18 protein-coding genes are annotated in these 16,976 nt (G+C 67.1%); 4 read left to right on the top strand and 14 right to left on the bottom strand.

All coding sequences use genetic code 11. The features are described from left to right. Positions 1–3: 3 nt before the first annotated feature. The 3 genes from yhjD to AB0H61_RS07415 form a co-directional block, all read right to left on the bottom strand. On the bottom strand, positions 4–1,035 hold the full coding sequence (gene yhjD / locus AB0H61_RS07425) for an inner membrane protein YhjD (protein WP_357300445.1): 1,032 nt from the start codon (positions 1,033–1,035) through the stop codon (positions 4–6). A gap of 79 nt (positions 1,036–1,114) precedes the next feature. Further along, complete coding sequence (gene trpS, locus AB0H61_RS07420; protein ID WP_357300443.1) at positions 1,115–2,146, bottom strand: tryptophan--tRNA ligase; 1,032 nt, start codon at positions 2,144–2,146, stop codon at positions 1,115–1,117. A 73-nt stretch (positions 2,147–2,219) separates the two neighbouring features. Then, positions 2,220–3,152, bottom strand: a complete 933-nt coding sequence (locus AB0H61_RS07415) for an oxygenase MpaB family protein (protein ID WP_357300441.1) — start codon at positions 3,150–3,152, stop codon at positions 2,220–2,222. Positions 3,153–3,250: 98 nt separating this feature from the next. Between AB0H61_RS07415 and AB0H61_RS07410 the strand changes: the two genes are divergently transcribed. Beyond that, the gene (locus AB0H61_RS07410) at positions 3,251–3,886 is read left to right on the top strand and encodes a TetR/AcrR family transcriptional regulator (RefSeq protein ID WP_357300440.1); all 636 of its coding nucleotides are present in this window, start codon (positions 3,251–3,253) and stop codon (positions 3,884–3,886) included. A 12-nt stretch (positions 3,887–3,898) separates the two neighbouring features. Here AB0H61_RS07410 and AB0H61_RS07405 read toward each other — a convergent pair whose 3' ends face one another. Genes AB0H61_RS07405 through AB0H61_RS07395 form a run of 3 tightly spaced genes read right to left on the bottom strand, consistent with a single transcriptional unit; the run spans position 3,899 to position 5,663 of the window. Beyond that, positions 3,899–4,393, bottom strand: a complete 495-nt coding sequence (locus AB0H61_RS07405) for a barstar family protein (protein WP_357300438.1) — start codon at positions 4,391–4,393, stop codon at positions 3,899–3,901. Then, the gene (locus AB0H61_RS07400) at positions 4,393–4,878 is read right to left on the bottom strand and encodes a ribonuclease domain-containing protein (protein WP_357300436.1); all 486 of its coding nucleotides are present in this window, start codon (positions 4,876–4,878) and stop codon (positions 4,393–4,395) included. The genes AB0H61_RS07405 and AB0H61_RS07400 overlap by 1 nt, the downstream gene beginning before the upstream one ends. Continuing rightward, the gene (locus AB0H61_RS07395; RefSeq protein WP_357300435.1) at positions 4,875–5,663 is read right to left on the bottom strand and encodes an exodeoxyribonuclease III; all 789 of its coding nucleotides are present in this window, start codon (positions 5,661–5,663) and stop codon (positions 4,875–4,877) included. The genes AB0H61_RS07400 and AB0H61_RS07395 overlap by 4 nt, the downstream gene beginning before the upstream one ends. A 70-nt stretch (positions 5,664–5,733) precedes the next feature. Here AB0H61_RS07395 and AB0H61_RS07390 point away from each other — a divergent pair, with 70 nt between their 5' ends. Then, a complete protein-coding gene (locus AB0H61_RS07390) occupies positions 5,734–6,639 on the top strand; it encodes an alpha/beta hydrolase (protein WP_357300433.1) in 906 nt (301 codons plus the stop codon). Positions 6,640–6,665: 26 nt separating this feature from the next. Here the strand turns inward: AB0H61_RS07390 and AB0H61_RS07385 are convergent, their stop codons facing one another. From AB0H61_RS07385 to AB0H61_RS07360, 6 genes are all read right to left on the bottom strand, one after another. Beyond that, positions 6,666–7,928, bottom strand: coding sequence for an acyl-CoA dehydrogenase family protein (locus tag AB0H61_RS07385; protein WP_357300431.1), 1,263 nt, complete (start codon positions 7,926–7,928; stop codon positions 6,666–6,668). Positions 7,929–8,058: 130 nt separating this feature from the next. Then, positions 8,059–8,937 (bottom strand): SDR family oxidoreductase, encoded by an 879-nt coding sequence (locus AB0H61_RS07380; protein ID WP_357300429.1) that lies wholly within the window; start codon positions 8,935–8,937, stop codon positions 8,059–8,061. Positions 8,938–9,095: 158 nt separating this feature from the next. Continuing rightward, on the bottom strand, positions 9,096–9,968 hold the full coding sequence (locus tag AB0H61_RS07375; protein WP_357300428.1) for a MaoC/PaaZ C-terminal domain-containing protein: 873 nt from the start codon (positions 9,966–9,968) through the stop codon (positions 9,096–9,098). Positions 9,969–9,990: 22 nt separating this feature from the next. Next, positions 9,991–10,428 carry an SRPBCC family protein gene (locus AB0H61_RS07370; protein WP_357300426.1) on the bottom strand — a complete coding sequence of 146 codons (438 nt, stop codon included), beginning with the start codon at positions 10,426–10,428 and terminating at the stop codon, positions 9,991–9,993. 66 nt (positions 10,429–10,494) lie between these two features. After that, the gene (locus tag AB0H61_RS07365) at positions 10,495–11,700 is read right to left on the bottom strand and encodes a lipid-transfer protein (RefSeq protein ID WP_357300425.1); all 1,206 of its coding nucleotides are present in this window, start codon (positions 11,698–11,700) and stop codon (positions 10,495–10,497) included. A 433-nt stretch (positions 11,701–12,133) separates the two neighbouring features. Continuing rightward, on the bottom strand, positions 12,134–12,778 hold the full coding sequence (locus AB0H61_RS07360) for a helix-turn-helix domain-containing protein (RefSeq protein ID WP_357300424.1): 645 nt from the start codon (positions 12,776–12,778) through the stop codon (positions 12,134–12,136). A gap of 446 nt (positions 12,779–13,224) precedes the next feature. Between AB0H61_RS07360 and AB0H61_RS07355 the strand changes: the two genes are divergently transcribed. Then, a complete protein-coding gene (locus tag AB0H61_RS07355; RefSeq protein ID WP_357300422.1) occupies positions 13,225–13,386 on the top strand; it encodes a hypothetical protein in 162 nt (53 codons plus the stop codon). Positions 13,387–13,519: 133 nt separating this feature from the next. Here the strand turns inward: AB0H61_RS07355 and AB0H61_RS07350 are convergent, their stop codons facing one another. Together AB0H61_RS07350 and AB0H61_RS07345 are read right to left on the bottom strand one after the other, a co-directional pair. Next, a complete protein-coding gene (locus tag AB0H61_RS07350) occupies positions 13,520–14,731 on the bottom strand; it encodes an MFS transporter (RefSeq protein WP_357300421.1) in 1,212 nt (403 codons plus the stop codon). A gap of 121 nt (positions 14,732–14,852) precedes the next feature. Next, on the bottom strand, positions 14,853–15,851 hold the full coding sequence (locus AB0H61_RS07345; RefSeq protein ID WP_357300419.1) for a helix-turn-helix domain-containing protein: 999 nt from the start codon (positions 15,849–15,851) through the stop codon (positions 14,853–14,855). Between the two features lie 128 nt (positions 15,852–15,979). Between AB0H61_RS07345 and AB0H61_RS07340 the strand changes: the two genes are divergently transcribed. Then, positions 15,980–16,885, top strand: a complete 906-nt coding sequence (locus AB0H61_RS07340) for an NAD(P)-binding domain-containing protein (RefSeq protein ID WP_357300417.1) — start codon at positions 15,980–15,982, stop codon at positions 16,883–16,885. Positions 16,886–16,976: the final 91 nt, after the last annotated feature.

Raw genomic sequence — 16,976 nt, 5'->3', positions numbered from 1 at the left:
GGTTCAGCGGCGGCCGGGGAGACGGCGGAGTTGGGCGAGGGCGAGGGCGGATAGTGCGCCCACGCCGAACCAGGCGGCGCCGGCGCCGAGGGAGAGTTCACGGGTGGTGATGCGGGGGGTGATCACGGCGGCGCCCGGTGCGGGGATCTCGGCTTCGCGGAGGTTGTCGCTGGCGGTGGCGGCCCAGGCGGTGGCGAACAGGATGATCCGGTAGGTGATATAGCTGAAGACCATCAGGCCGATGATCGAGCCGAAGGTGGCGCCCACCGGGCTCCGCAGGACGATCTGCAAGTAGATCGAGGCGACGTATTTGAAGGCCTCGAAGGCCACGGCGGCGAGTAGGGCGGCCTTGGCCGCACTTTTCAAGGTGACCGGTTCGCGCGGCAGCCTGGCGATGATCCAGGCGAGGACGGCCCAGGTGGCCAGCAGTGCGAGCGCGATGGAGATCAGTCCGAGCAGCAGCCGGGCGCCGGGCAGATCCGCGAGGCCGAGCTGGATCAGTACCCGGGCGCCGAGCGTGCTCGATCCCAGCCCGGACAGGCCGAAGGAGATCATGAAGGCCAGGCCGAGGCCGACCAGCGCACCCAGGTCCGAGAGTTTGCTGACCACCCAGTTGGGCTCCTGGGTTTTCTGGTCCCACTGTTCGGTGAGTGCCGCGCGCAGATTCGCCATCCAGCCGAGCCCCGCGTAGGCCGCGCCGAGCAGGCCTAGCACACCGACGGTGCCGCGCGAGTTGATGGCCCGGTCGATCAAATCGTTGAGCTGGGCGCCGAGCGAGCCGGGAATGGTCTCGATGATCTTGTCCTGCATCTCGGCGAGCACATCCGGCCGGTTCGACAAGACGAAACCCGCGACCGAGAAGGCGACCATCAGCAGCGGAAACAGCGACAGCACAGTGAAATACGTGATGCCCGCCGCATAGTAGTCACCGCGCTGTTGCTGATACCGCCCGCCCGCCCGGACCATATGGTCCAGCCACGGATGCGCGCTGACCCGCCGTTCGATCCCGGCCTTGATGTCGTCGACCACCTGCACCGTGTCCAGCCCCTTCGAACCAAGACCTCGCGGATGTCCGACCTTTCGAGCGACCTGCGAAGCAGTCGCAGCGGTAGGGCTAGTGAGCCAGGAAGCCCACCCGGTCGTAAACCTGTGCGAGGGTGTTGCCGGCGATCTCCCGCGCCCGCTCGGCCCCGGTGGCGAGGATGCGGTCGAGTTCGCCCTGATCCGCCAAGTACTCTTCCACCTTCGCCCGCAATGGCGTGACAAATTCGACCAGCGCGTCGGCGACGTCGGACTTCAGGTCGCCGTAGCCCTTACCCGCGTAATCCTGTTCCAGCGACACGATCGGGGTGCCGCTCAGCGATCCGAGGATCACCAGCAGATTGCTGACGCCCGGCTTGGCTTCCGGGTCGTAGCGGATTTCGCGCTCGGTGTCGGTGACGGCCGAGCGGATCTTCTTGGCCGTCAGCTTCGGGTCGTCGAGCAGATTGATCAGGCCCGCGTCGGACGAGGCGGACTTGCTCATCTTCGCGGTCGGGTCCTGTAGGTCGTAGATCTTGGCGGTGCCCTTGACGATATGCGCCTCCGGCACCACGAAGGTCTTCTTGAACCGGGTGTTGAAGCGCTGCGCCAGATTTCGGGTGAGTTCGAGGTGCTGACGCTGATCCTCACCGACCGGCACCTGGTGCGGGCGATACAGCAGGATGTCGGAGGCCATGAGCATCGGATAGGTGAACAGGCCGACGCTCGCCTGCTCCGCGCCCTGCTTGACCGATTTGTCCTTGAACTGCGTCATCCGGCTCGCCTCGCCGAAGCCGGTGATACAGCTGAGCACCCAGGCGAGTTCGGCGTGCTCGGGCACCTGACTCTGCACGAACAGCGTCGACTTCTTGGGGTCGATGCCGAGGGCGAGCAGCTGGGCCGCGGCAGCCTTGGTGCGGGCCCGCAGCTGCTTGGGATCCTGCGGCACGGTGATCGCGTGCATATCCGGGATGAAGTACAGCGCCTCGTAATCGTCCTGCATCGTCACCCAGTACTGAAGCGCCCCAAGGTAGTTACCGAGGTGGAATGATTCGCTGGTGGGCTGGATCCCGGACAGCACGCGCTGCTTGCGTTCAGCGGCCGGGGCTTGCGCAGGGCTGGACATACCCAGATCTTCGCATGCCACGCCCGCCCGTCGCCCGGCCACCACCCCTCATCGAGTCGCTGCGCGACGCTGTTCAAGCGGGATTTCGCGCCGCCCAGTTGCGCGGATCCACCCCGGGCATGCTCGGGCGTCCGGTCCGCACCAACGCGTGTTCACGCCGCGAGACCAGCGTGTAAACGGGCGCGCTCGGCCCGGCGAGCGCGCCCCGCAGCATCGGCGGGACCAATGGCGGGGCGAGGTGGGCGGTCCGGATGCCCTGGGCCAGCGTCCGGTAGGCGAGCTGTTCGCCCACGCCCCAGCGCATTCCGTACATATCCCGGATCCGCGGCGGAAGACTGCCCTGCACCAGCAGGAAGAATGCGGAGGTGACCTGTTGCAGGGGCATCCGCTGCCGGTAGGGCACGCGCTGGCCCGCGAGATAGGAGCCGACCAGACGCGCCTCGTCGGTGAGGAACAACTCCTCCGAGGCGAGGTAGTCGTCGAAGTACTCGCGGAATTCCGGATAGCTCGCGGGCGCGGCCGCGGCGGGCATGCCGAAGAGCTCGGCCCAGCGCACGTAATCCTGGTAGAGCCCCTCGCGTTCGCCATCGGTCATGGCACGGACCAGCAGGTCGTACATGACCTCGGCGGAGTCGAAGGTGAAGGCCATGGTCATGAACATCAGGTGCGGATCGAGCGCCGAATAGCCGGTGCCCGCGGGATGGTGCGGCCCGGCGTCCTCCGGCAGTGCGCCCACCACCTTCGCATGCTTCTTGCGGGTGAAGGTCAGCGCTCGGTCGGCCTCGTCCTTGCTGCCGAGGAACACCGACTCGAACAACTTCCCGGTCAACGCCAGGCGGGTGTACGGAGTCATCCGATGCTGGGTGTTCTCGGCGGTCCCGACGTAGAGCAATGGGTGGACGGCGCCGATCACGAGGGCGCGCTGGCCGTAGGTGAGCCCCACCGCACGCTTACTCATGACCCGCCGAGCCATCGAAGTATCGGCGAAGTAACCGGGTTCGGACATGGGCTGCCTCCTCGTCGAGCGCATCTGGCAATAGAATCCACCAGATCCGTCAATCTGGCAATAGGCCCTGCCAGAACTTGGCGTGTCAGAATCAAACCGTGATAGCGCAGCGGACCTATGGCGGGATCTCCGCACAGGAGCGTCGGGCCCAAAGGCGCGCGGCGTTGCTGGATGCCGCGCTCGAACTCATCGGCACCCAGGGGCTGGCCAAGCTCACGGTCTCCGGGCTGTGCGCGGAAGCCGGGCTCAACGAGCGGTACTACTACGAGAGTTTCGACAGCCGCGACGCGGTGCTCACCGCACTCATCGATCGGATCGCCGAAGAACTCGCACTCGCCATCGTGGCGGGGCTGCGCACCGCCCCCGACGACAGCAGGGGCAAGGCGCACGCCGCCATCGCCGCCGGCATCCACCTGCTCACCGACGATCCACGCAAGGCCAAGGTCGCGCTCGTCGCGGGCATGGCGACCCCCGAATTGCGGGCCCGCACCACCGAGACCGTCCGGGTCTTCGCCCGCATGGTCGCGGCCGAGGGCATCGACTTCTACGGGATCACCGACCCCGAACCGGACCCCGCGATCGACTTCCGCGCAACGTATCTCGTCGGCGGACTGGTACAAACCCTCACCGCCTGGCTACACGGCGATCTCCCGCTGACGCGCGAGGAACTGATCGAACACACCACCGACGTCTTCGTCCTGCTCGGCGAGGATCTGGCGCACCGCCTCGGCTGACCCTTACGCCGCTCAGTCGAGGGTCAGCGCAAGGATCTGCGGCGGGACCGGTTCGCCCTGGAGGACGACGCGGAAGACCACGTCGCGGCGGATCCAATAGTCGGCGCAGTCGCGCATTGCCTCGGTGAACCAGTCGCGCTCCACCGGTTCTTCGTCGAGCAGATCGGCGGAGTCACGGACCACGACAACGTATCCGGGCGCGTCGCCGATGAAATCGTCCAGATCACGCAGGCATTCGTCGAAGGCGTCCTTGTTCTCGCCGAAGTAGTACGGGAACTGGAACGCCGCGGCGAATTCGTCGAAGACGCCCGCGGTGTCACGCATCTTGGCGCCGCGCAATTCGCGCACCTGGTAGCCGGTGGGGGCGCGGTAGCGCAGTCCGCTCAGCTCGGCGGCATCAATCGGGGCGGCGCCGAGGACCGAACCGGATGCGCCCGGGCCGCGCGGCGCGGCGTCATCGGCGGTGGGGCGGGCCAGGAACTGCGACAGCGGGACCGGCTCGGTCATCAGCGCATCCTCGTGAAGGTTGTGTAGTGGTCACCGGTGTACCAGGCGGAACCGTCGCTGCCGGTGACGATCCGTTCGGCATCGCGGGAACGGTTGCGCTGCTTGGGATTCACATCCCATTCCCGATAGGTGATGGCGTGGCCCGCGGCGTCGGTGCGCGGTAGATCGCCACCGCGGTTCATCCATTGCTCACCGCCCTTGGTGCCGGGTGCGTTCGCCGAATCCGGCCAGCGACCCGCATCGATCTCGACGAGAGTCACGTAGGCGCGATCCGGGACACCGGCGGCGCGGGAGGTGGGCGCGGGCGTCGACACGGCCTTGGCGGGCGCACTCGCGGCGGGCGCGGCGGACGTGGTCGCGCGGGCGGTCGTGCCGGTTGCGGGGGTGGTGTCGCCGCCGCGCAGTGCGAGCACCGCGACCAGGGCCACCACCGCCACCGCGACGGCCGTAGCGAGCGCGCGCATGATCTTCGGGCTGATGCTCATCGGTACTGCACCGTGACCGGAGCGTGATCGGACCAGCGCAGCGCGTAGGTATCCGCGCGTTCCACGATCGCCTGTTTGGCCCGCGATGCCACCTCACCGCGTGCCAGGTGGTAATCGATCCGCCAACCGGCGTCGTTGTCGTAGGCGCGACCGCGGTAGGACCACCAGCTGTACGGGCCGGGGACGCCAGGATGCAGGTCGCGCACCACATCGACATATCCGGCCGCGAGGATCCCGTCCACCCAGGCGCGCTCACCGGGCAGGAAGCCCGCGTTCTTCACATTGCCCTTCCAGTTCTTGATGTCGAGTTCGGTGTGCGCGACATTCCAGTCGCCGCAGATCACGAAATCGCGGGTCCGCGACGTCAGGTGAGCGCCGAGCTCGTTCAGGAACCGGTACTTCTCATCCTGGAGCGGCGTATCGGCCTCACCGGTGTGCACATACACACTCGCGACGGTCAGCTCGTCGAAGTCGGCCTCGACGTAACGGCCCACCCCGTCGAATTCGGCGCTGCCGAATCCGGTCCGAACGGCCAGCGGCTCGCGACGGGACAGAATGCCCACCCCGGCCCTACCCTTCATCCCCGGCTCCGCATGCGCCAGATACCACCCGGCGTCGAGAGCGGGCGCGAGCGCGGCGCGGGTCTGCGCATCGGTTGCCCGGGTCTCCTGGATGCAGATGACGTCCGCCTCGGTGGCCTCCAGCCACTCGAGCATCCCTTTACCAGTCTTGCCCGTGGCCGCGCGGACACCGTTGACGTTCACTGTAGAGATGATGAAGGGCACCTGAAAACCGTACAATGCTGGTCAGACATACTCCCCCTCGGACACCGCCGTCCAGGAAGGGGTGACGACGATGACGTTCGACGCCTCCAAGTCCCGGGTCCCCTCCGCGCGCGCCATCGCCGCCCAGCGGACCGCGCCCGAATCCGACTCCCGGCCGAAGCCGATCAAGGCGTTGCATCTCGGTTCCGGCGATCCTTTGCTCCTATTGCACGGATTCATGCTGTCGCCGCACTGCTGGGAGCAGACCGCGACCCGGCTCGCCACCCAGTGCGAGGTCTTCGCCCCCGCCTTCGCGGGCCATTGGGGCGGCGGCCCGGCCGACGGCTGGTCGATGGATGTGTACACGCTGGCCGATCGAATCGAAGACCAACTGGACGAACTCGGATGGCGCACCTGCCATATCGCGGGCAACTCGCTCGGCGGCTGGGTCGGCGTCGAACTGGCCCGCCGCGGCCGCGCCCGCACGCTGACGCTGATCGCACCCGCGGGCGGCTGGCAGGTGCCCTCGGTGACCCAGGTCAGGGTCGGGCTCAAATTCCTCTCGCTGGTGCCCATCGTCGAAATCGGTAAGCGGATGGGCGGATTCGCGCCCGCCAATCCGATCGTGCAACGCTTCGTCACGCTGCTGCTGAGCAAGAATGCCGCCGCGGTGGCGCGCCGCGACATCGCCGCCGTGATCACCGCGGCACTGCACTGCCCCGCCATGATCCCGATGATCGTGGGCAGTATGCGTGCCCCCGCGCTGGAGGATCTCTCCACCCTCACCACACCCGTGCGGCTGCTGCTGGCCGAATACGACCGCATCATCCCCAACCGCGTCTACGCCCGGCGCTACCTGCGCGAACTCCCCGACACCGCCGACCGCATCCTCGTCAAGGGCGTCGGCCACGTTCCCATGCTGGAAGCCCCCGACCGCATCGCGACCCTCATCGCAGAACACGTCTACGCCAGCCGCACCCGCCTGCGCGCCGTCTGAGCCACCGACGGCCCGGCGGGGCGCGATTACTGTGCCAGCAGGCCCTTGGCGATGTGGGTCACCTGGATCTCGTTGCTGCCCGCGTAGATCATCAGCGACTTGGCGTCGCGGGCCAGCTGTTCCACCCGGTATTCGGTCATATAACCGTTGCCGCCGAACAGCTGCACCGCCTCCATCGCCACCTCGGTGGCCGCCTCGGAGGCGTACAACTTGATGGCCGAGGCCTCGGCCAGGGTCGGCGGCTTACCCGCGCGACCGCGTTCCAGCACGTTGAAGACCATATTCTGGACGTTGATCCGCGCGATCTCCATTTTGGCCAGCTTGAGCTGGACCAGCTGGAAGCGGCCGATCTCCTGGCCCCACAGCTTGCGGCTCTTGGCGTACTCCAGGCATAGCCGGTGGCATTCGTTGATGATGCCGAGCGCCATGAATCCGACGCCGATGCGTTCGGCGGTGAAGCTGGAGCGCGCGCTTTCGCGGCCGTCACCGCCCTTGTGCTCCTCGGTCTCCCCCAGCAGTCGATCACGGCCGAGGCGGACATTGTCGAAGAACAGTTCACCGGTCGGCGAGGCGTGCAACCCCATCTTCTTGAACGGCTTGCCCTGCGTGAGGCCCTCCATGCCACTGTCGAGGACGAAGGTGAGCACCTTGCGCTCGCGCCTATCGCCGCCGTCGCCCTCGTCCAGCTTGGCGTAGACGATCATCACGTCGGCGAAGGGACCGTTGGTGATGAAGGTCTTCTGGCCGTTGAGGATGTAGTCCTCGCCGTCGCGTTTGACGTAGGTCTTCATACCGCCGAAGGCGTCCGAGCCGGAGTCGGGCTCGGTAATCGCCCACGCGGCGACCTTTTTCATGGTCACGATGTCGCCGACCCAGCGTTCCTTCTGCGCGAGGGTGCCGCGCGAAAGGATGGTGGTCGCGCCGAGGCCGATAGAAACCCCCATCGCGGTGACCAAACCCATGCAGACACCGGACAATTCGCCGATCAGCACCGCCATCAGCGATTCCTGACCCGCGAACGGACTACCGCCGGAGGATTTCCCCTTCTTCTCCGGCTTCGGCTCACCCGCCGCGATGGCGGCCGCCTTGGCCTTCTCCTTGGCCAGCAGTTTCTCGATCGCCTCACCGCCCATAACGTCGATCCCGAACTCGCTGAAGAGCTTCCGGATAATCGGGTACGGCGTCATCTCGCCGCTGTCCAGCGCGTCGAGATGCGGACGGATCTCCTTATCGATGAAGGTCCGCACGGCATCGCGGATCATCACATCGGTCTCTGACCATTCGAACATCGTCGTTCTCCTACCTCTACGGGTACGGCAGCCGGCGCGGCCGGCGGGTGGATGAGCACCGGGGACGGCAGTCGGCGAAGCCGGCGGGGTGGGTAAGCACCGGGACGGCAGTCGGCGAAGCCGGCGAAATTCACGGAAGCCGGGCGGCGATGTCGTCGATGAGCCAGGGCCCGTTGGTCTCGATCGTCTTCACGTCGTGCCAACCGGCCAGCTCGGAGATGGCGCCGCCCTGCACGGCGAATACCTTGCCGGTGATCGTGCACTTATCCGAAGCCAAGTATGCGACCAATGGGGAGATATTGGCCGGGCTGAAGGCATCGAATTCGCCTTCCTCGAGGTATTCGGCCTCCGCGGCCATCATCTCGCCCATGCCGGGGGTGGCCAGGGTGAGCCTGGTCCGCGCGATCGGGGCGATGGCGTTGACCCGGACGCCGTAGCGGGCGAGTTCGTCCGCGGCGACCAGGGTGAGCGCGGCGATACCGGCCTTGGCCGCGCCATAGTTGCCCTGTCCGGCGTTGGGCACCGTGGTGCCGGAGGCCGACGCGGTGTTGATCACCGCGGCATCGGGCTGGTTGCCCGCTTTGCTCTGATCCTTCCAGTACGCGGCGGCGTGGTGCAGCACCGCGGCGTGGCCCTTGAGGTGTACCGCGATCACCGCGTCCCACTGCGCCTCGTCCATACCCGCGAGGAAGGCGTCACGCAGAATGCCCGCGTTGTTGACCACGATGTCGAGGCCGCCGAACTCGGTGACCGCCTGCTCGACGACGTTCTTCGCGCCGTCCCAGGTGGCGATGTCGTCGGTATTGGCGACCGCCTTGCCGCCCGCCGCCACGATCTCGTTCGCCACCTCCTGCGCCGGTCCGACATCGACGCCCTCACCCGCATTGCTACCGCCGAGGTCGTTGACCACGACCGCGGCGCCCTCCCGCGCGAACAGGAGGGCGTGCTCGCGGCCGATGCCGCGGCCCGCGCCGGTGACGATGGCGACTCGCCCTGCCAGTGCGCCCATTGAATTCTCCTTACGTCTGTGCCGTCCGGGGCGACCCGTGGCCGACTGTGGTGGCGCGACCCGATCCGAGTCCTCGTCGGGTTGTCGCCTGTCGATATGTTCCGGGCCCGGTTTCCGGGACGCCGGTGGGGTGTCGTTCGAACGCGAGCCCGCGACGATCAGTTCGCGACCTCGGCCAGTCCGTCACTGAGCACGACATCCGCGCCGCGGACGGTCTCGAACGCGTAGGTGGTGACGCCGTTTTCGGAGCCGACCTTCCAGATCCGGGTCTCCAGATCGTCGCCGGGGAAGACCATCTTGGCGAAACGCACCGCGAATCGCCTGAGTCGCACGACATCCGAGCCCGCCACCTCGGTCAGCACCGCCCACGAGGCGAACGCCATGGTGCACAGCCCGTGCGCGATGATGCCGGGTAGCCCCGCGTCCTTGGCCACCTGCTCGTCCAGGTGCAGCGGGACCGGATCGCCGGAGGCGGGCGAATAACGGTAGGTCTGATCGAGATCCACGTGCTGCGCCACCACCGCCACCGGATCCCGCCCGCGCAGGCTCTCGTCGAACTTGTGCGCGGGCGCGGACGCGCCAACCGACTTGCCCGCGTCGATGCCGCGGAAGAAGGCGGTCAGATACTGCTGGTTGACGAGTTCGCCCGCGTCCGTGCGGCATTCGATGAGGATGGTGATGGTGCTGCCATTGGACCGGCTGGTGTAGCCGACCGCCTTGGCTCGCGACACCAGCTTGTCCCCCGGCTCGATGGCGCGGTGGAAGTGGAAGTCCTGCTCGCCGTGTACGACCCGGCCGAAGATATCCATCGGCGCGACATCGATCACCGGCATCATCATCGCCTCGAAGACGGGGACGATCGCGAAGACCGGCGAGGCGATATCGCCCGCCAGGTGCATGGGGATCGGGTCGTTGGTGGCCGCTGCGTATTCGGCGATCCGCTCCCGCGTGACGTCGAAACTCTCGTCGTCACACCAGATCTCCAGGCCCGTGTCGTCGAATTCCACCGGGCGGGCGGCAGTTTCGGTCATCGCGCGCTCCTTCGCTCGGCGATCAGGCCGAGGCCAGCGCGTCGAGCTGCTCGAGCGATTTGTCCAGCTGCTTAAGCCCGTCCTTTTCGACCGCCTTGCCGAGTGCGCCCTTGATCAGCGCGCCCTCGAAATCACCGGAGACCACGATGCTGCTGCCGCCGTCGCCCTTCGGCCGGATATCGAAGGTGAATTCGGTCTTCACCCCGGCCATTCCGGTGCCGCCGAGGGTCAGTGTGCTGGGCGCGTCCACCGAAACCACGGTCCACTCGAGCTTATTCGCCATACCGAGCATGACGATCTTGGCGACCAGCTTGGCGCCTTCGGCCAGCACGGCGGGCGGCTCCTCCATGAAGCGCTCGTGGATGGTGAACCACTTGTCCCAGGTCTGCGGGTCGGCGACGACCGCCCAGAGGGCCTCGGGGGTGGCGTTGACGTCCTTGGTGGCTTCGATATGTCCCATGACTACTCCCGTGTAGTGAATGTCTTTGCTGGACCCCGGCTTTCACCAGGGCGACGGTGGATGCGCTCAGCGGTCCGCGCGCTGGTAGGCGGTGACGACCGCGGCGCCGCCGAGGCCGATGTTGTGTTGCAGGGCCGCGGTCACATTCGGGACCTGACGCTTGTCGGCGGTGCCGCGCAGCTGCCAGGTGAGCTCGGAGCACTGCGCCAGGCCGGTCGCGCCCAGTGGGTGCCCCTTGGAGATCAGTCCGCCCGAGGGGTTCACCACCCACTTGCCGCCGTAGGTGGTCTGGTTGTCGTCGATCAGCTGTCCGGCTTCGCCCGCGCCGCAGAGACCGAGCGCCTCGTAGAGCAGCAGTTCGTTTGCGGAGAAGCAGTCGTGCAACTCGATGACCTGGAAATCGTCGGCGCCGAGCCCGGACTGCTGGTAAACCTTCCGTGCGGCATGGACATTCATGTCGTAGCCGATCAGGTTCTTGGCCGTGTTGTCGAAGGTGGACCGGAAGTCGGTGGTCATGGCCTGCCCGACGATCTCCACGGCCTGCCCCGCCAGATCGTGGGAGTTCACGAAGTCCTCACCGGCCAGGATGACCGCGCCGGAACCGTCGGAGGTCGGCGAACACTGCAATTTGGTGAGCGGGTCGTAGATCATCCGGGAGCCCAGGATGTCGTCGAGCGAGTACTCGTCCTGGAACTGGGAGTACGGGTTGTTCACCGAATGCTTGTGGTTCTTGTAGCCGATTTTGGCGAAATGCTCCGCGGTGGTGCCGTATTGCTTCATATGCTCGCGTCCCGCCGCGCCGAACATCCACGGCGCGACCGGGAACAGCACCTCGGAGATCTCGGCCAACGCCATGATGTGCTTGGCCATCGGCTGCTCGCGATCGTCCCAGGTGGACCCGAGCGAGCCGGGCTGCATCTTCTCGAAGCCCAGTGCCAGCGTGCAATCGGCCAGGCCACCCCGAATCGCCTGCGCCGCAAGGTAGAGCGCGGTGGAGCCGGTCGAACAGTTGTTGTTGACATTGACCACCGGAATGCCGGTCATACCCAGTTCGTAGACCGCGCGCTGCCCGGAGGTGGACTCACCGTAGACATAGCCGACATAGGCCTGCTCGATCTCGCGATAGTCGATACCCGCGTCGGCGAGCGCTTTGGTGCCCGATTCCCGAGCCATATCCGGGTAGTCCCAGTCGGTGCCGTCCTCGTTCTTGCGTCGCCCCGGCTTCTCGAACTTCGTCATGCCGACGCCGACGACATAGACCCTGTTCGTCATCGAACTCCCTCAGTGTGGGGCCGTCCGCACCCGAGGGCGGACGACCGTGGCGATCCATGCGGACCGAACTGCAAACAAACATACAGATATGTATGTAACTGCGCAAGACACGTAGTGGCAGACCCCGAATTGGAGCGAAGTAGCCAGGTAATTGCGTCTATGCGTGCACATACAGCTGGATGTGTATGTACAGCCAGCGAACACCGGCAGAAAATCCGGTCGAGCCCGCGAGCCGCTCCATCGCGTAGGTTTGCCGCGACACCCGTCAACAACACGCGCGATCACCAAGCACTACCTGCGCCGCAGCGACAACGAAATCGAGCCGACGATATTCGGCGAGCACCCGCTGCCGTGGCAGCGCTGACGCCACAGAGGGATTCGTCACCTCACAGAGGCAATAGCCTCTGTGAGGCGTCGAAATGGCCTGTGAGCGCTAGTCGGTCGGCTTTGCTTGGGCCAGGGTGGCGGTGGCCATCTCGCGGAGGTGGACGCAGGCGCGACGCCAGCGGCGGTGGGCGCGCTCGGTGTCGGTATCGATGAAGTTCGAGACGAGGATGCCGCGTAGTGCGTCCATCGCGGTGTAGATGAAATCGCGAGCTTCCTTGCGGCGCATCTCATCCGGGACGAAACGGGCCACCGCCATCAGCACCGCGTTGTTCACGAACGGTTCGACCTTCTCCATCGCCGAGGCCAGCACCGGATCGGTGCGGCCCGCCACCCACAGCTCGGCGGTCGCGATGAACAGCGGGCCCTGGTGTAGTTCCCAGAGAAATTCCAGCGCCGCGCCGACCGGATCGTCGCCGACCACCACCCGGTCCATCTCCCGCATCGCGGTCTCCGCGCGCCGCTGCGCGAGATGGCTGATGGCCGCCACCACGAGGTCGGTCTTGGATCCGAAGTGGTGTACCTGCGCGCCCCTGGTGACGCCCGCGCGCTCGGCGACCCGCGGGGTCGTCGTTCCCGCGTACCCGTACTCGACCAGGCAGTCGATGGTCGCGTCCAGCAACCGCGTACGCATCTCGCTACTGCGCTGCTCCTGGGTGCGGCGCCGCGGCTTGGTGACGTCGGTCCTGGTCATTCCGGCGATTCTACACTTACATACATAACTGTATGTTCGAGTAGCGCGCCGCTGCGCTCCGGACGGCAGCCGACCCGCGGCGCCCGGAAAACTTACGACCTCTTTGCGGCTGCCTCTGGCAGCATTGGTCTACGGGGCGGGTGTCACATTTCGCCCGATGCTGGAACAGGGGGTGTCGTTGTCTGCCAGTGGTATCGGCGGCGTGGCGGCAGCACACGGAACGGGTCACGATCACACACTGCTCGCAACCGGATTGCGGCGGCAGTATTCAGGACGGGTACTGCGACCTCTGCGGTCTCGCACCGGTGTCTCGTTCCGCGGTGACAGCCGCGGCCGCACCGAACCAGGCGACCGGCCGGCGCAGCTCACACCGTTCGTCCAACCGATCGACACGAACGGCTCGCTCGCTGCGCGGCAGGCTCGGCGCTGAGTACGACCGATCACTGGTGACGCTGATCGACATCAACCAGCGGGCCTTCGACTCGGCCGTCGCCGACGGCAGCGGCGCACTGCGCGGCTGGACCGGCTGGCTCCCCTACGGCGGTGCGACAGCCATAGCGCTGCTCGTCCTCATCGGCATCCGTCCCCGGCTCGCCGAATACCGCTGACGAGGCGGGGACCTGTTCCGGTGCCGCCGGTCGGCGCGGCGTCGATCCGCGAACTGGGTTGCTTCGGTCAGGTCGGGCAGCCGCGCCGGTAACCGCCTGTCTCGCAAGCACGTCGAATGCGCGTACAGCCCGGTCAGTGGGTGGTGCGGCGGGCGGTCCACACCGTCACGGTGAACAACAGCACACCGAGCACCGCCAGGCCCGCACCGACGGCGGCCGGGGCCGTGTAGCCGAGGCCCGCGGCGATGACCAGGCCGCCGAGCCAGGCGCCCGCGGCATTGGCGATATTGAGGGCGGCGTGATTGAGGGCGGCGGCGAGGGTTTGGGCGTCGGCGGCGACATCCATCAGGCGGGTCTGGAGAGCTGGGGCCAGCGCGGCCCCGGAGGCGCCGATCAGGAAGGCGCCGACGGCGGCGGTGTACGGATTGTGCGCGGCGGCGATGAATCCGACCAGGATGACGACCATGGCGATCATCGCGACGAAGATGGCGTGATCCACGCCGCGGTCGGCGAGTACGCCGCCGAGAATATTTCCGGCCACCATGCCGAGGCCGAAGAGCATCAGCACCACCGGGACCAGGCCCAGGGACATGCCCGCGACATCGGTCAGCGTGGTGGTGATGTAGGTGTAGACGGCGAACATGCCGCCGAAGCCCACGGCGCCGACCGCCAGGGTGAGCAGCACCTGCGAGCGGCGCAACGCACCGAGCTCGGTGATCGGATTGGTGGTTTTGATGCCGGTGAGTTCCGGGAGGACCCGCAATAGGGCGGCGACGGTAGCCAGGCCGATCAGCGCGACGACCACATAGGCGTCCCGCCAGCCGAGATGCTGACCTAGCCAGGTGGCGCCGGGAACGCCGACAACATTGGCGGCGCTCAGTCCCAGCATAACCGCAGCAACCGCTTTGGCGCGCTGACCGACCGGGGCGAGGGTGGCGGCGGCGAGCGAGGCGACACCGAAGTAGGCGCCGTGCGGTAGGCCGGAGACAAACCGCGCGAGCACCAGGGTCGCGAAGCTCGGCGCGAGCACGGTTGCCGCGTTGCCCACGGTGAATGCCACCATCAGCAGAACAAGCAGACGCTTGCGGGGGACCCGCGCGCAGAGGGCCGCGATCACCGGCGCGCCGATCACGACGCCGAGCGCGTAGGCGGAAACGGCATGACCCGCCGTCGGTTCGGAGACACCCATGGCCTCGGCGATATCCGGTAGCAACCCCATGGTGACGAATTCGGTTGTGCCGATGCCGAATCCGCCGAGTGCGAGCGCGAGCATCGCCGGAATGTGCCAGTTCGTCCGCTCGGCCTCGACGGGTATGGTGGGCTTGGTGGCAACGGGTCCGGTCACGTATTCATGTAACCGGCCGATAGCCGAATTCTCTCCCCGGGGCGGCGTGAGTTCGGCCACCATCACGCGTGGAAGTTACGCAGGTCAGAACGGTAATCCCCGCAATTCGGGCAGGGTCGGCTCAGACCGGATGCGGTTCGGCGCGCTGGAAGGTGCGGCGGTATTCGGCCGGTGACACCCCGACGACACTGGCGAAATGCCTGCGCAGATTGGTCGCGGTGCCGAGCCCGGACATGCGGCTGATCCGTTCGATGCCGAAATCCGTGGATTCCAGCAGAGATTGAGCATGGGCCAGACGCTGCCCGAGCAACCACTGCATGGGGGTGGCGCCCGTGCTCTGATGCAGCCGCCGGTGCAGCGTGCGCGGACTCATATTGGCGCGGGCCGCCAGCGCATCGACGGTGAGCGGCTGATCCAGGTTGGCGATCGCCCATTCCAGCACCGGACCGAGATCGTCCGCGGTGCGCGCGGGCACCGCCCGATCGATGTACTGCGCCTGCCCACCCGAGCGATGCGGCGGGATCACCATGCGGCGGGCCAGCGCGTTGGCGACGGCCGGGCCGAGGTCGCGGCGCACCAGGTGCAGGCACAGGTCGAGCGCCGCGGTCATACCCGCGCTGGTGAGCACATCGCCGTCGTCGACGTAGAGCACCGAGTCGTCGACCTCGATGCCGGGATAGCGTTCGGCGAGCACCGCGGCGTGCCCCCAGTGCGCGGTGACCCGGCGGCCGTCCAGGATGCCCGCGGCGGCCAGCGCGAAGGTGCCATCGCACAGCGCGACCATGCGCGCGCCGCGGCGATGCGCCTCGGTCAATGCCTCCAGCAGCTCGGGCGGTAGTTCGCGTTCGCCGGTGACGCAGTCGTGCGCGACCGAGGGCACGATCACGGTGTCGGCGGCCAGCAGCTCGGTCAGGCCGTGCTCGGCGCGTAGAAAGGCGCCGAAACCGATGGGCTGCACCTCTGATCGCGCCGCGACCGAACATACGCGCAGCTCGTACCAGGGGTCGGCCAGATCGAGCTGCGGTGCGCCGAAAATCGACGCGACCACACCCAATTCGTAGAGATCCCACGGGTGCAGCGCGCCGGGAGCCACGGCCATGGCGACGGTGAGTCCGGACATGCCCACCATTCTATGGCAGTAATCGTTCGGTTATGGGCAGTCCTGCCACTCACATCCGACGCGCCGCGGCGCGAAGACTGGTCCCCGGGCGCCCGCAACACCCGGACTCGGATTTCGACGGAGGAATCATGAACGACAGCAGAACACCGGTGACCGTGCTCGGACTCGGGCGCATGGGCGCGGCCATCGCCGAGATCTTCCTGCGCAACGGTCATCCGACCACGGTGTGGAATCGCTCCCCCGGCAAGGCGATTCAACTGGACGCCGCCGGTGCACACCGCGCCGGGACGCTGGCGGCGGCGGTCGACGCCGGACGACTGATCGTCGTCGCGGTCAACGACACCGGCGCCGCCGCCGCGCTGTTGGCCGACCGTACCAGCCCACTCGACGGACGCACCGTCCTCAATGTCTCCACCGGCCGCCCCGACGAGGCCCGCGATCTCGCGACCTGGGTCGCCGACCACGGCGGCCACTTCCTCGACGGCGGCATCCTCGGGGTGCCACAGACCCTCGCGACCCCGGACACCCTGCTCATGTACAGCGGCGCACCGGAGGCACAGGCCGAACACGGCGACACCATCGCGGAACTGGGCACGGCGAAGTACCTCGGCGCGGACGCCGGGCTCGCGGGCCTGCACGATATGGCCGTGCTGGCGGGTATGTACGGCCTGTTCGGCGGGTTCTTCCAGGCGGTGGCGATGGTGGGCACGGAGAGGTTCGCCGCGGGCGAGTTCACCGCGGACTTCCTCGGTCCCTGGCTGCGCTCGGTGCTCGAACTGCTGCCCACGCTGGCCGCGGAGATCGATTCCGGGGAGTTCCCGGTCAACTTCTCCGATCTGGCGGTCAACCAGGCCGGACTGATCAATATCCGGAAGGCGAGCCGGAACCAGGGGGTGGCGACGGATCTGCTCGACCCGCTACAGCGACTGTTCGACAGGCAGGTCGAACTGGGCAATGGCGCGGACAGCTTCACCCGTGCCGTTTCCGGATTGCGAGAAGTACCGGCGGCCGCGGGCACACCCTCGATCGGGTGAAACAGTTCGGGCACCCGTTCCACCGTGTCGGTGGGCGGGTGCCCGTGGTCGGATCCGGCGCCGGCTTCCGCCAGCGGAACCTCGTACCGCA

The organism is Nocardia sp. NPDC050710 (assembly GCF_040654375.1).
Classification (GTDB): domain Bacteria; phylum Actinomycetota; class Actinomycetes; order Mycobacteriales; family Mycobacteriaceae; genus Nocardia.
This window is presented reverse-complemented; position numbering and strand designations above follow the sequence as displayed.